This window comes from Pigmentiphaga sp. H8 (genome assembly GCF_003854895.1).
Classification (GTDB): Bacteria; Pseudomonadota; Gammaproteobacteria; order Burkholderiales; family Burkholderiaceae_B; genus Pigmentiphaga.
This window is the reverse complement of record NZ_CP033966.1, coordinates 4,420,819-4,432,869: the sequence shown is the minus strand read 5'-3', so window position 1 is coordinate 4,432,869 and position 12,051 is coordinate 4,420,819. Positions and strand designations below refer to the sequence as shown.

Sequence of the window (12,051 nt, the reverse complement as noted above, 5' to 3'; positions counted from 1 at the left end):
TTCAGCGCGCCGCGAGCAGGGCCTCGACGGCGCGCGCCACCGCCAGCAGGCGGCGGTCCTGGCCGCCCGGCGCGGCCAGCATGAGCCCGACCGGCGCCGTGCCCGGTTCGTGGCAGGGCAGCGAAATGGCGCACCCGTCCAGGAAGTTGATGAAGGTCGGGTTGCGCAGCATCAGCAGGTTGGCCCGGCCATAGGCCTCGTCGTTGGCCAGCTCGCGCAGCGTCGGCGCGATCACGGGCACCGTGGGGCAGACGATCACGTCCAGCGTCTCGAAGTGCCGGCTCGTGCGCCCTATCCAGTCGGCGCGGCGGGCATGCAGTTCGGCAACGTCCCGGGCGGTCAGCTGCGCGCCTTTCTCGATGCGTACCTTGACGCGCGGATCGTACCGGTCGCCGTGCCGGGCCATCATGTCCCGGTGCAGCGGATAGGACTCGGCGGCCGTGTAGCCGCCCTTGGCATTGATGGCCGCCAGTTCCGAGAATTCCGCGAAGGGCGCGTCCACGATGGCCGCGCCGGCTTGCGACAGCCGTTGCAGCGCGGCCTGGAAGGCCGCGGCCACGTCGCCGTCCATGCCGTCCAGCACGAGGGTTTGCGGCACACCCATGCGCAGGCCGGCCAGGGGCGCCTGCTCGTGCAGGTACACCGGGTCGCCGGACAGGATGGCGTCGACGAGGGCGCAGCAGTTCACCGTGTGGCCGAGGCCGCCTATGCTGTCCAGCGTGGTCGACAGCGGAAAGGCGCCCGCCGCGGGCACGCGCGCCGCGGTGGGCTTGAAGCCGGCCAGGCCGGTCAGCGCGGCGGGGATGCGGCATGATCCGCCGGTATCGGTGCCCAGGCCCACGGCGGCCATGCCGTCGGTGACCGAGACCGCCGCGCCCGAGGACGAACCGCCGGGGATCCGGCCGGTCTTGCGGTCGTAGGGATTGAGCGGCGTGCCGTAGTGGGGATTGAGCCCCAGCCCCGAATAGGCGAACTCGGTCATGTTCGTGCGGCCCATGACGACGAAGCCCGCCTCGCGCAGGCGGGCGACCGCCACGGCGTCGCGCGCGGCGGGCGGGCCATCGGCCAGCACGCGCGAGCCGGCCGTCGTGACCTGGCCTTCGATGTCGAACAGATCCTTGATCGAGATGGGAATGCCCGCCAGGCGCCGGGTGCGTTCCCCCCGCGCGCGCGCCGCATCGGCCGCATCGGCGGCGCGCCGCGCGCCGTCGGTATCCACCCGGGTATAGGCGCGCGCGCCCTCGCCGGACGGATCGGCGATGCGCGCCAGACAGGCTTCCACCAGCTCGCGGCTGGTCGTGCGGCCGGCGCCCAGCTCGGCGCTCAGGTGTTCGAGGGACATCAAGGACGGCATCGCGGGGTCTCGTTCAGGCGGGGTCGTAATAGTGTATTTCCAGAAGGAGACAACCGCCGTTCGATTTGAAGGGGCCGTGCCAGGCGCCGGGCGGGCGCACCGCGTAGGTGTAGCCGGAGAACGGCGTGCCGCCGTTGCCGTCGGCGTCATTGCCCACCGTCAGGTCGCCGGAGACCAGGAAGACTTCTTCCCAATGGTCGTGGACGATGGCCTCCCGCGTGTGGAGGCCCGGCGGGAAGCGCAAGAGGCGCGTGCGGCTGCCGCGCTTGTTCAGGACGTCCAGCGCGCCGGCCAGGATCTTCTCGCGGGCGCCGGAGGCGGGGTCGTAGCCCTCGGGCAATTGCCAGCCATTCTCCATGTCCAGCGTATGGAATTCGTCGTGCAGTTTGTTCACGGGCATAGGGGGGCTCCTGATGGGAAACGGGATCAGCCGGCCACCGGCAGCGCCTCGGCGCGATAGCCGTGGCGCAGCGTGCGGTCCAGCACGGGGTCGTGCAATTCGAAATCGAAGCGGGCCGAGTGGCGGATGCCGCCGTGGGCCGGCAGCGTGCCGCAGAACATGGCGCCGCCTTCGGGCAGGGCGCCCGCGCCGTCGGCGTAGCCGGCGATCAGGTCGAGCGGATGGCGCATGGCCGACACCGGGCCTTCCTGGTAGGGCACGCGCCGGCCGTCTTCCTCGATGAAGGCGCGCAGCAGCAACTGGTCCCAATGCGGGGCGACGTCGTCGAACAGCCACCAGTCGGCGCCTATGGGTTTTTCGCACAACTGCTTGGAGATCGCCACCCCCATGGTCTCGACCTTGCGGTCGGTATGGTCCGAGCCTATGCCCACCCACAACTGCCCGCCCGCGCGCAGCATGACGAATTCGACCTCGCCGCTGGAGTCGGTGCCGCTGACCTCGATGTGGTCGCGAGTGGTCAGGCGCGACGCGGCGACGCGGTAGTACATGGGCGTGGCGGCCGGGCGCGGGACGCCCAGGGCCTCCAGTTCGGCGATGTGTTTTTCCATGGCCTCGCGGTCGCGACCGGTCCAGCCTGCGATGACGGCGTGCGAGATGGCGGTGTCGCGCGGGACCGTGCCCGCGCCGGTGATGAAGTTCAGAAGCATCGTGTTTCCATCGGGAAAAGCGTGGCGGCCGCGCATGCCGTGGCATGCGCGGCCGGATCGGTCCGGCGTCAGTCCAGCTGGGCGTTGGCGGCCTTGACCACCTTCTGCCAGCGGGCCGATTCCTGCGCGATGAAGGCGCGGAACTCGTCGGGCTTGTCGGCGATGATGGTCAGTCCCAGCGATTCCAGCCGGGCCGTGACGGCGGGGTCGTGCAAGGCCTTGGCGAACTCGGCGTTCAGCCGGTCGACGACGGGGCGCGGCGTGCCGGCGGGCGCGACGAAGCTGTACCAGTTGCCGGCCTGCACGTCGGGATATCCGGCCTCGGCCGAGGTGGGAATGTCCGGCGCCTGCGGGCTGCGTTCCTTGGCGGTCAGCGCGATGGCCTTCAGGCGGCCGCTCTTGACGTACTGGAGGACGTTCGACAGGTTGTCGCACATCAGGCCCACGCGGCCGCTCAAGACGTCCTGCATGGCCGGGGCCGGGCCCTGGTAGGGCACGTGCACCAGGTCCACGCCGGTGGCCGCCTTCAGCGATTCGCCGCACAGGTGGCTGGTGCTGCCGTTGCCGGCCGAGGCGAAGGTCAGTTCGCCGGGGCGCTTGCGCGCCAGTTCCACCAGTTCCTTCAGGTTGGACGCCGCGATGCCGGGGTGGGCCACCAGCAGGTTGGGGGTGGACGCGGCGTTGATGACCGGGTCGAAGTCCTTGGCCGGCGCGTACGCGAGCTTGCTGTACACCCAGGGGTTGATGGCCAGCACGCCCGTCGTGGCCATCAGCAGCGTATAGCCGTCGGCGGGCGAGGTCGCCACTTTCGCCGCGCCCAGCGAGCCGTTGGCGCCGGCACGGTTTTCGACGACGACCGTGGTGCCCAGGGCCTTCGAGACGTGGGGCGCCAGCAGGCGGGGAATGATGTCGCTGGTGCTGCCCGGCGGAAACGGCGTCACGATGGTGATGGGGCGGCTGGGGTACGGATCGGCCCAGGCCGTGGCCGACGCCAGCGCGAGGAGGGTACCTAGTGCGAATTTGCTGAACATGCTGAACTCCCGATGGAGGATTGGTGGGAAGGGGAGCGCATACGGCGGGTCAGGCTCCCTGGTGCATCTCCGGCCGCCGCAGGCTGCTGATCATGGACACCTTCAACAGGTACTCCCTGGCCAGTTGCCCGTCGCCGGCCGTGCGGGTCATCTCTTCGCGCCAGGTCTTCTGCCGCGCTTCGTCCCGCGTCTCCAGGTTGTTCTTGTTGGCGATGGTGATCTTGTTCACGTAGTCGAGCGCGACGGGCCGGCGTTCCGCCTCGTACCGGTCCAGCAGTGCGTCGTCGGCCTGCCCCAGGCACACGCGGGCGAGCTTGTCGGCCAGGTTGAAAGCATCATGTATGCCACCGTTCATGCCCATGCCGCCCAGCGGATTGTTCAGGTGGGCCGCATCGCCGGCCAGAAAAGCCCGGCCCACACGGTAGCGCGGCGCCACGCGCTGGTGCACGGAATAGATGGTGCGGTGCTCGATGGTGTAGCCGGCCGGGTTCGGGTGCACGCATTGCAGGCGCCGCTGGATGCTGGCGTCGGACAGGATGTCGGCGTCGGTTTCGTCGGCGCCCACCGGCAGCATCACGCGCCACAGGCCGGGCACGCGCAGCAGGAAGAACCACTGCTCGGGGTCCGCGAAGTAGCTGACTTCGGCCAGGCCGGGAATGACGTCGGCGAAGTCGAAGGGGGTGCTGGCGACCAGGAAGCGTTCAGTCCAGGTGAAGCCTTCCAGCACCACGCCCACCAGGTCGCGCACCGCGCTGCGGCCGCCGTCGGCGCCGATCAGCCAGGTGCCGCGTTCCGTCGTCTCGGCGCCGTCCGCGCGCTGGACGGTAAGCGTCACGCCGTCCGCGTCCTGCTGCGCGTTCGTCACGCGCGCGTCGAAGCGGACCTCGGCATGCGGAATGCGCGCCAGGCGGTCGACCAGGAGGCCGTTCAGCTTGAACTGCTCGCACTGGAGGCGGTAGGGGTGCGCGGTCTCGCCGCCGATGGCGCCGAAGTTGAACTCGGCCACCCAGCCCTGGCGATCGCGGTATTGCATGCGCGGGGCCACCAGGCCCATGTTGATGAGTAATTTCGAAATATCGAGGCGGGCAAGCAGGTCCAGCGTCGACGGCTGGAAGGTGGAGGCGCGCAAGGTCTGGGGCAGGCTGGCCTCGGCCTCGAACACCGTCACGGGTATGCCGGCATCCGCCAGCACGTTGGCGGCCACCAGGCCCACCGGGCCGGCGCCGGCGATCAGGACTCGTTCGTTGTTTGCGGTCATGGCTTGCAGGAATGTGGAGGAACGGGAGACATCCTAGGAGTCTTGTCCGAGGCCCGACAAACGATTTATTCTGGACACATCTTGAGTTTTTGGAATGATCCAATGCGACGCAGGCTGCCCAGCATCGGTGCGTTGACCGCCTTCGAGGCGGCCGCCCGCCACCTCAGCATCACCCGCGCGGCGGCCGAGCTGGCGCTGACCGAAAGCGCCGTGTCGCGGCAGATCTCGCTGCTGGAAGAACAACTGGGCGTGCGGCTGTTCCATCGCATCAAGAAGCGCATTTCCTTGACGCGCGCGGGCGCCATGTATGGCGAGCGGGTGATGCAGACCATAGAACGCATCGAACGCGACACGCAGGAAGTCATGGGACATGAAGGCGGCGGCGTGGTGCTCGAGATCGCCGCGTTGCCCACCGTCGGGTCGCAGTGGCTGGTGCCCAGGCTGGCCTCGTTCTACGATGGCCAGCCCGGTGCCACCGTGCACGTCAGCGCGCGCAGCACGCGCTTCTTCTTCAGCGAAAGCGCGCTGGACGGTGCCCTGTATTTCGGCGCGCCCGACTGGCCCGGCGCCGGCGTCGACCACCTGTTCGACGAGGTGCTGCTGCCGGTGGGCAGCCCGGCCTTGCTGCGCGGTGCCGCCTCGCTCGGTCCGCGCGACATCGTGGGCTGCCGGCTGCTGCACCTGATGACTCGCCCCGAGGCCTGGCGCCAATGGTGCGCGGCGGCGGGGCTGGCCGACGTCAACGTCATGCGCGGACCGCGTTTCGAGATCCAGTCCATGCTGATCAGCGCCGCCTGCGCGGGCCTGGGCGTGGCGCTGCTGCCGCGTTTCCTGATCGGCGACCAGCTGCGGTCGGGCAAGCTCAGGGTGTTGTCGGATCTGGCGGTGCGCAGCGAAGGCTCTTATTACTTCGCCTATCCGGTGGAAAATGCCGGCGACCCGGCCCTGGCGATTTTTCGCGCCTGGCTGCAGGCGCAGACCGAATCCCTCAGGAAACAGACACGGGCAAGCGATGCCGCTCCAGCCGCTCGCGGTCTATCCAGTCGTCCAGGCAAGGCGAGGACGGCAGTGCCACGCGGCCGCGCCGGATGAGCGGCTCGGCGGGCACGATCTGCTCGGCCAACGTCAGGAAGAAGGTCTGCTCCGCGGCGAAGGCGCTGTCGGCGGCAGGTACGGCCGCGGCCTGCTGCAGGTTGATCAGGGTGCCCAGCGCGCTTTCCGCATAGATGCCGGTGGCGATCCGGGCGCCGTAGTCATGTGCGAGTTTGCCGATGGCCAGTGTTTCTGTCATGCCTATGCGCCCGGGCTTGGCGCTGAGCGAGCGCGCGCCCCGTTCCAGGAACAGCGCCGCATCGGCGGCCGTGGCGCAGGGGCTGTCCACCAGGATGGGCAGGGGGGTGCCGCGCTGCAAGGCCTCGAAGTGGGTATCCGGGCGCAGCGGGCAGGGGTCTTCCGCGGTCTCGACCCCTTCGTCCTCGAGCAGGCGCAGGTAGGCCGCGGCCTCGTCCGGCGCATAGGCCGAGTTGGCGTCCACGTTGAAGACCGCGCCGTCGCCCACCGCCCGGCGTATGGCGCGCAGCGCCCGCTGGTCGACGTCCATGCCTTGTCCGCCCTTGATCTTGAACGCGCGTATGCCATGGCGCTCGGCCGCGCCGGCGGCCTCGCGCGCCATGACTTCCGGGGGCTGGCGGGTCACGGTCCAGGTCACCTCGACCTCGGGCGTGCCGCCCCAGAGTTGCCACAGCGGCTGCCGGGCGCGGGCGGCGCGCAGCATCCAGCAGGCGGTTTCCAGCATGCCCTTGGCCAGGCGGTTTTCCGGAAGGGGAGCCAGCGCCTGGCGCAGCGTGGCCGGATCGGAGACGTCCAGCCCAACCGCCGCCGGCATCACCAGATCCCGGAAAGCCGCGGCCAGCGAGGCCGGCGAGACGCCGGACCAGGTCGCCTTGACCGTGCCTTCGGCCATCCCGGCCAGGCCCTCGTCCGATTCGATGCGCAGCAGGGCGTAGATGCCCGCGTCTTCGACCGCGTTGGCCCAGACCACCTGGCGGCGGTAGGCCAGGCGATAGAAATCCAGCGACCAGCGGGCGATCTTCATGGCGGAAGGTCAGCCCATCGTGATGTTGGCTTTCTTGATCAGCTTGCGCCAGGTCTCCATCTCGCGCTCGACGTGGGTCCGGAATTCCTCCGGCGTGGTACCCAGCATCTCGACGCCCTGGGATTTGAAGTGCTCTTTGAACTCGGGCGATTGCACGATCTTGTTCAATTCGCGGTTCAGCTTGTCGACGATGGGCTTGGGCGTGCCGGCTGGCGCGACATAGCCCCACCAGCCCGAGGCATCGTAGCCGGGCAGGGTTTCGGCGATGGTGGGCACGTTGGGCAGTACCGACATGCGTTCCTTGCCGGTGACGGCGATCGCCTTCACGCGGCCGGGTTGCAGGTAGGCCATCGCCCCCGTGTAGGTGCTGAACGTCAATTGCACCTGTCCGCTGGCGACGTCGTTCAGGCCCTGTGCCAGGCCCTTGTAGGGGATGTGCATCAGGTCGACGTGGGCCATGTCCTTGAGCAGTTCGCCCATCAGGTGGGCGCTGCCGCCGTTGCCGGTCGATGCGTACGAGATCTTGCCCGGCTGCGACTTGGCCAGCGCGATCAGTTCGGGGACCGTGTTGGCGGGCAGGCTGGGTGTGGCGGTCATCACGTAGGGCGAGGTTCCCACCAGGGTGATGAAGCTGAAGCTCTTGATCGAATCGTAGGGCAGCTTGGCGACCAGGCTGGGATTGATCGAATGGGAAGCCGCCGTTTGCAGCAGGGTGTAGCCGTCGGGTTCGGCGCGCGCGACGTACTCGGTGCCGATGACGGTGCCGCCGCCGGGCTTGTTCTCGACGACGACCGATTGCTTGAGCGCTTCGGACAGTTGCTGCGCGACGCGGCGCGCCAGCACGTCATTGATCGCGCCGGGCGTGTAGGGAACGATGATGCGGATCGGCCGCGAGGGGTAGTTGGCCGCGGATTCGCTTTGCGCCCACGCGGGCAGCGTTGTCGCCACGGCAGCCGCGACGGCTCCCAATTGAAGGGCGAAACGGGTCTTCATGCTGTCTCCTCGATGGCGGCTGTCCGGGGGACTTGCCGTCCTTGCCGGGGAAAAGCCAGATTGTTGTCTAAATCAACTATGGATTTTATCAACTATACCGTAGCAAGTTGCCATTTTCAACGAAGAGGCGCTGGGGAAAACCCCGGGCGCCCCCGCCCGCATCGTTCATTCGTAGGAGAGAGTGTCGAACAGTGTTTGCACGGCCGCCGGCGGGGTGCCGGCGCCCAGCGCCAGCATCAGTGTGATGCGCGCCTTGTAGGGGTCCAGGCCGGCGGCCTGGATGAAGCCGCCGCCGGGCAGCCCGACCCGGCCGGCGCCGCAGCGGGTGGCACGCACGATCGCCAGGCCCTGCCGGCCGGCCTCGCGCAGCAGCGGTTCGATGCGGCCGCTGATCGAGCCGTTGCCGTAGCCGGCCCAGACCAGTCCGCGCGCACCGCCGCGCAGGACCGCTTCGACCATCGAGGTGGAAATGCCGGGATAGTCGAACAGGATGTCCACCGGCGCGAGCGGCGCATCCGGCGCGAAGCGCGCCGCGGGCCGGCGGGGCGGCCAGAACCAGCCCACGCGGCCGTCCTGGATGAAACCGGCGGGCCCGGCTTCCCCGCTGTCGAAGGCGTCCACGCGATGCGTGTGCGCCTTGCGCAGATGGCGGGCGTGATGGATCTGGCCGTTCAGGACGGCCATTACGCCATGCCGCGCTGCCTGCGGGCAGGCCGCCACCTGCACGGCCTGCAGCAGGTTCATGGGGCCGTCGGCGGAGGCCGCGGTGGCGGGGCGCATGGCGCCCGTAATGACCAGCGGCTTGGCCAGGGCCAGCGTCAGGTGCAGGAACCAGGCCGTCTCCTCCAGGGTGTCGGTGCCGTGGGTCAGCACCACGCCGTCGACATCCGGGTCCGCCTGCGCCCGCCCGACTTCGCGGGCCAGCATCTGCCAGAAACCGGGCAGCGCATCCTTGCTGTCCAGCGAGGCCAGTTGCCGCGCGTCCAGGCGAATGTCGTCCTGCGGGGGAAGGGCGGCCAGCAGCGCATCGACCGGAAGGGCGCCGGCGCGGTAGCCGCTGGTATCGCGAGGCGATGGCGCGGCGCCGGCGATGGTGCCGCCGGTGGCCAGGATGCGCACGGCGGGTATCCGGCGCGTCATGCGGCCTCCGCGGAGTATGCTCGCGTGGGGGCGCGCAGCCGCGCCCGCCTGTCAGGACGATCCGTATGCACGATGCGACACACCGCTTGCTGGCCGCGCTCAGGATGCGCCAGCTCGAACTCATCAGCACCCTGGCCGATGCCGGCAACATGCGGGCGGCGGGCCAGCGGCTGCACCTGAGCACCGCGGCGGTCAGCAAGGGCCTGCGCGAGGTGGAAGCCCTGTTCGGCACGGCCATCTTCCACCGCCTGCCGCGCGGCGTGGTCACGACCGCTGCCGGCGACCTGATCGTCCAGCGCGCGCGGGTGCTGCTGGGCGAGGTGGCCCAGTTGGCCGACGAGCTGGCCGCGCACGGCATGCCGGCCGACCAGGGCATACGGCTGGGCGCGCCGCCCTTCATCGCCTGGACGCTGGTGCCCCGGCTGCTGCGCGACCTGGCGGCCCACGGCGGCCTGCCGCCCGTGCGCATCGTCGAGGGCCGCCTGGCCGACATGTGCCAGAAGCTGGAGGCCGGCGACCTGGACGTGCTGGTCACGATGAACACGCCGTCCGAGCTTGGCGGGCTGAGGCCCGACGGTTTCGTGATCGAACAGATAGGGACCGAGGAATGGACCGTGGTGTGCGCGCCGGCGCATCCGCTGGCCGCTGACCGCCGCCGGCGCCACGCGTGGCGGTCGCTGCGCGACGAGGCCTGGATACTGCCGCCGCGGCCGACCAACGCCCGCATGATGGTGGAGCAGGTCATGCTGCACCACGACCTGGCGCCCATCGTGCCCCGGATCGAATCCACCAATGCCATCACCAATCTGCAACTGGCCGAACAGTCGCTGGGCGTGACGCTGGCGGCGCGCTGCGTGATCGAGGATCGCCTGCGGCGCGGGACCCTGGTGGAGATCGGCATGGAGGACCTGCCCGCGCCGGTCCCCATCGCGATGGTCTATCGCTTCAGCGGCGCTCATCGCGGCGGCGTGTCGGCGCTGCGCGAGGCGGCGCAGCGGCTGCGCAGCGCGGCGACGTCGCCCGAGGCCAGCCCCAGTTCGTCCACCAGGAAGTTCTCGGCCCGGAAATCGCGCGCATAGGCGGCCTCCAGGATGTCGATGCAGGCCGACAGCAGCGGCGACTCCACGCCCGCCGCCCGCGCCAGCGCTTCCTGGAACACCAGGCCGAAGGGCGCGTCTTCCAGCACGTAGCGGTGGTCCAGGCGGGCGGGGCCCGAGGGACCCATGCCGCGCGCCTGGATGGCGGCGGCCATCTCGTGCAGCGGTCCGGCCTCGATATGGTAGGAGCGGCTGTAGTGCTCGGCCAGCGTGGGCAGGGCGAAGCCCAGCGCCGCGGCGGTGGCCAGGCGTTCCCGGTCCAGGCCCGCGGCCAGGCGGCCGACCACCGGCGTGAAGCAGCCGAACAGCGGCCAGTCCTCGCCCCGGTCCATGCGGGTCAGGTTGGGGATGACCTCGGCGGCGTGGGCGATGGGGTTGATGTTGGCCAGCGTCGGCGCCAGCAGGTCGCCGGCATCGACGAAGCGGTCACCCAGCAGGGCGGCGCAGAGCGCCAGGATGCGGTCGCCCGCTCCGGTCGAGGCCATGTCGATGCGATGGCGCAGCGGATTGGCGTGCAGCCGGCCGTCGGGCAGGAAGTGCGCGGTCGTGGGCGTCGTGGCCCAGCCCGCGGCGTGCAGATCGCAGCCGCGCCGCGCCGCGCGCTCGCGCAGCCAGAGCGGCGCCAGGCTGAGCGCGCCGCTGACGATGATGGTCTGGCCGTCGCGCCACACCGGCGTCAGCCGTCCCAGCACGTCGGCATAGGCATTGCCCGGCAGGCAGACGATTACGGTGTCGAACCCGGCCAGCCGTTCCGGCGCGGCCAGCAGCTCGATCTCCACGTCGCCGTCCAGGGCGCCGGTGCAGGCGATGCGCGCCATGCCGCCGCGGCGCTCGAGCCGGGCGGCGGTGGGGGACCACAGGAAGGGACGGTGTCCGTGACGAAGCAGATAGGCCGCGGTGGCGCAGCCGATGGGCCCGGCGCCGACGACTGCGACGTCGAGCGCGGGGTGGGAATGCGATGCCATCCTAGTCCAGGGAAATGTGGCGTTCGCGGATGATGCGGGCCCACTTGGCGCTTTCCGCGGCCGCGGCGCGGCGCAGCTCGTCGGGCGAGCCGTCGACGATCTCGACGCCCTGGCGGCGCAGCTTGTCGCGCAGGTCGTTGCCCGACAGCACCTTGTGCACGGCCTGGTGCAGGCGGTCGATGATCGGGCGCGGCGTGCCCGTCGGCGCGAACAGCGCGAAGTTGGTCGTCGACTCGAAGCTGGGGACGCCGGATTCGCCCACGGTGGGAACCTCGGGCAGCAGGGGCGAGCGGGCCGTGCCCGTCACGGCGATGGCCTTCAGGCGGCCGGCGGCGGCGAAGGGCAGGGCCACGCCCAGGTCCAGGAAGGCCGCGTCGACTTCTCCCGCGGCCACCGCGTTGTTGGCCGGGCCGCCGCCCTTGTAGGGCACGTGCGTCATGGAAATGCCGGTCAGGCTCATGAACAGCTCCGCCGCCAGGTGGCTGGTCGAGCCGTTGCCGCCCGAGGCGACGTTCAGGCGGCCGGGCTGCTTGCGGGCCAGCGCCAGCAGATCCTTCACGCCGGATGCCTCCAGCGTGGGACGCACCGCCAGGATGAGCGGGCTCGAGGCCAGCAGCGAGACCGGGGCGAGGTCGCGTTCGTTCCGGTAGGGCAGCGATTTGTACAGGTGCTCGGCGATGGCGTAGGTGCTGTTGGTGGCCAGGATCAGCGTATAGCCGTCGGCCGGGGCGGCCGCCACCTGGGCGTGGCCGATGGTGCCGTTGGCGCCGGGCCGGTTGTCCACCACCACCTGCTGGCCGAGCTGCAGGCTCAGTTCCGTGGAGACCATGCGGGCCAGCAGATCGGTGGCGCCGCCAGGAGACCACCCGACCACCATCTTGACGGGCCGGGAGGGATAAGCGCCGGACTGCGCGTGGGCGGCCGGGACAAAGGCGACGGCCAGCGCGGCCCATAGGCTTATGGCGGGTAAGGTTTTCATCGAAGGGAGTCCGGGGTGAAGGGTACGATGAG

The 12,051-nt window shown here is 70.1% G+C and carries 11 protein-coding genes and 1 pseudogene; 2 read left to right on the top strand and 10 right to left on the bottom strand.

Annotation, left to right across the window (positions count from 1 at the left end):
* Window position 1: 1 nt before the first annotated feature.
* From EGT29_RS20930 to EGT29_RS20910, 5 genes are all read right to left on the bottom strand, one after another.
* Window positions 2-1,354, bottom strand: a complete 1,353-nt coding sequence (locus EGT29_RS20930) for an amidase (RefSeq protein WP_124690787.1) — start codon at window positions 1,352-1,354, stop codon at window positions 2-4.
* A gap of 13 nt (window positions 1,355-1,367) precedes the next feature.
* Entirely contained in the window at window positions 1,368-1,754 is a 387-nt protein-coding gene (locus EGT29_RS20925) for a cupin (protein WP_124690786.1), read from the bottom strand.
* 26 nt (window positions 1,755-1,780) lie between these two features.
* Window positions 1,781-2,461: a DUF2848 domain-containing protein gene (locus tag EGT29_RS20920; RefSeq protein WP_124690785.1), complete on the bottom strand. Its 681-nt coding sequence runs from the start codon at window positions 2,459-2,461 to the stop codon at window positions 1,781-1,783.
* Window positions 2,462-2,529: 68 nt separating this feature from the next.
* A complete protein-coding gene (locus EGT29_RS20915) occupies window positions 2,530-3,492 on the bottom strand; it encodes a tripartite tricarboxylate transporter substrate binding protein (protein WP_124690784.1) in 963 nt (320 codons plus the stop codon).
* A 49-nt stretch (window positions 3,493-3,541) separates the two neighbouring features.
* On the bottom strand, window positions 3,542-4,750 hold the full coding sequence (locus EGT29_RS20910; protein WP_124690783.1) for an NAD(P)/FAD-dependent oxidoreductase: 1,209 nt from the start codon (window positions 4,748-4,750) through the stop codon (window positions 3,542-3,544).
* A gap of 102 nt (window positions 4,751-4,852) precedes the next feature.
* Here EGT29_RS20910 and EGT29_RS20905 point away from each other — a divergent pair, with 102 nt between their 5' ends.
* Window positions 4,853-5,842: a LysR substrate-binding domain-containing protein gene (locus EGT29_RS20905; RefSeq protein ID WP_124690782.1), complete on the top strand. Its 990-nt coding sequence runs from the start codon at window positions 4,853-4,855 to the stop codon at window positions 5,840-5,842.
* Here EGT29_RS20905 and EGT29_RS20900 read toward each other — a convergent pair.
* The 3 genes from EGT29_RS20900 to EGT29_RS20890 all read right to left on the bottom strand — a co-directional run bounded on the left by EGT29_RS20900 (window position 5,739) and on the right by EGT29_RS20890 (window position 8,978).
* A complete protein-coding gene (locus EGT29_RS20900) occupies window positions 5,739-6,845 on the bottom strand; it encodes a mandelate racemase/muconate lactonizing enzyme family protein (protein WP_124690781.1) in 1,107 nt (368 codons plus the stop codon). The genes EGT29_RS20905 and EGT29_RS20900 overlap by 104 nt on opposite strands.
* Window positions 6,846-6,854: 9 nt before the next feature.
* Window positions 6,855-7,838 carry a tripartite tricarboxylate transporter substrate binding protein gene (locus EGT29_RS20895; RefSeq protein ID WP_124690780.1) on the bottom strand — a complete coding sequence of 328 codons (984 nt, stop codon included), beginning with the start codon at window positions 7,836-7,838 and terminating at the stop codon, window positions 6,855-6,857.
* A gap of 165 nt (window positions 7,839-8,003) precedes the next feature.
* Window positions 8,004-8,978 carry an asparaginase gene (locus EGT29_RS20890; RefSeq protein WP_124690779.1) on the bottom strand — a complete coding sequence of 325 codons (975 nt, stop codon included), beginning with the start codon at window positions 8,976-8,978 and terminating at the stop codon, window positions 8,004-8,006.
* Between EGT29_RS20890 and EGT29_RS20885 the strand changes: the two are divergent.
* Window positions 8,912-9,913: pseudogene (locus EGT29_RS20885) on the top strand (LysR family transcriptional regulator); the annotation flags it as partial. The gene EGT29_RS20890 and the pseudogene EGT29_RS20885 sit on opposite strands and share 67 nt — an antisense overlap.
* 20 nt (window positions 9,914-9,933) lie before the next feature.
* Here EGT29_RS20885 and EGT29_RS28790 read toward each other — a convergent pair.
* Window positions 9,934-11,040, bottom strand: a complete 1,107-nt coding sequence (locus EGT29_RS28790) for an NAD/NADP octopine/nopaline dehydrogenase family protein (protein ID WP_124690777.1) — start codon at window positions 11,038-11,040, stop codon at window positions 9,934-9,936.
* A gap of 1 nt (window position 11,041) precedes the next feature.
* Window positions 11,042-12,019: a tripartite tricarboxylate transporter substrate binding protein gene (locus EGT29_RS20875; RefSeq protein WP_161567895.1), complete on the bottom strand. Its 978-nt coding sequence runs from the start codon at window positions 12,017-12,019 to the stop codon at window positions 11,042-11,044.
* Window positions 12,020-12,051: the final 32 nt, after the last annotated feature.

Excerpts from the sequence above, each read along its gene's own strand:
- EGT29_RS20930 (WP_124690787.1), bottom strand. The coding sequence starts at position 1,354 with ATGCCGTCCTTGATGTCCCTCGAACACCTGAGCGCCGAGCTGGGCGCC.
- EGT29_RS20925 (WP_124690786.1), bottom strand. The coding sequence starts at position 1,754 with ATGCCCGTGAACAAACTGCACGACGAATTCCATACGCTGGACATGGAG.
- EGT29_RS20920 (WP_124690785.1), bottom strand. The coding sequence starts at position 2,461 with ATGCTTCTGAACTTCATCACCGGCGCGGGCACGGTCCCGCGCGACACC.
- EGT29_RS20915 (WP_124690784.1), bottom strand. The coding sequence starts at position 3,492 with ATGTTCAGCAAATTCGCACTAGGTACCCTCCTCGCGCTGGCGTCGGCC.
- EGT29_RS20910 (WP_124690783.1), bottom strand. The coding sequence starts at position 4,750 with ATGACCGCAAACAACGAACGAGTCCTGATCGCCGGCGCCGGCCCGGTG.
- EGT29_RS20905 (WP_124690782.1), top strand. The coding sequence starts at position 4,853 with ATGCGACGCAGGCTGCCCAGCATCGGTGCGTTGACCGCCTTCGAGGCG.
- EGT29_RS20900 (WP_124690781.1), bottom strand. The coding sequence starts at position 6,845 with ATGAAGATCGCCCGCTGGTCGCTGGATTTCTATCGCCTGGCCTACCGC.
- EGT29_RS20895 (WP_124690780.1), bottom strand. The coding sequence starts at position 7,838 with ATGAAGACCCGTTTCGCCCTTCAATTGGGAGCCGTCGCGGCTGCCGTG.
- EGT29_RS20890 (WP_124690779.1), bottom strand. The coding sequence starts at position 8,978 with ATGACGCGCCGGATACCCGCCGTGCGCATCCTGGCCACCGGCGGCACC.
- EGT29_RS28790 (WP_124690777.1), bottom strand. The coding sequence starts at position 11,040 with ATGGCATCGCATTCCCACCCCGCGCTCGACGTCGCAGTCGTCGGCGCC.
- EGT29_RS20875 (WP_161567895.1), bottom strand. The coding sequence starts at position 12,019 with ATGAAAACCTTACCCGCCATAAGCCTATGGGCCGCGCTGGCCGTCGCC.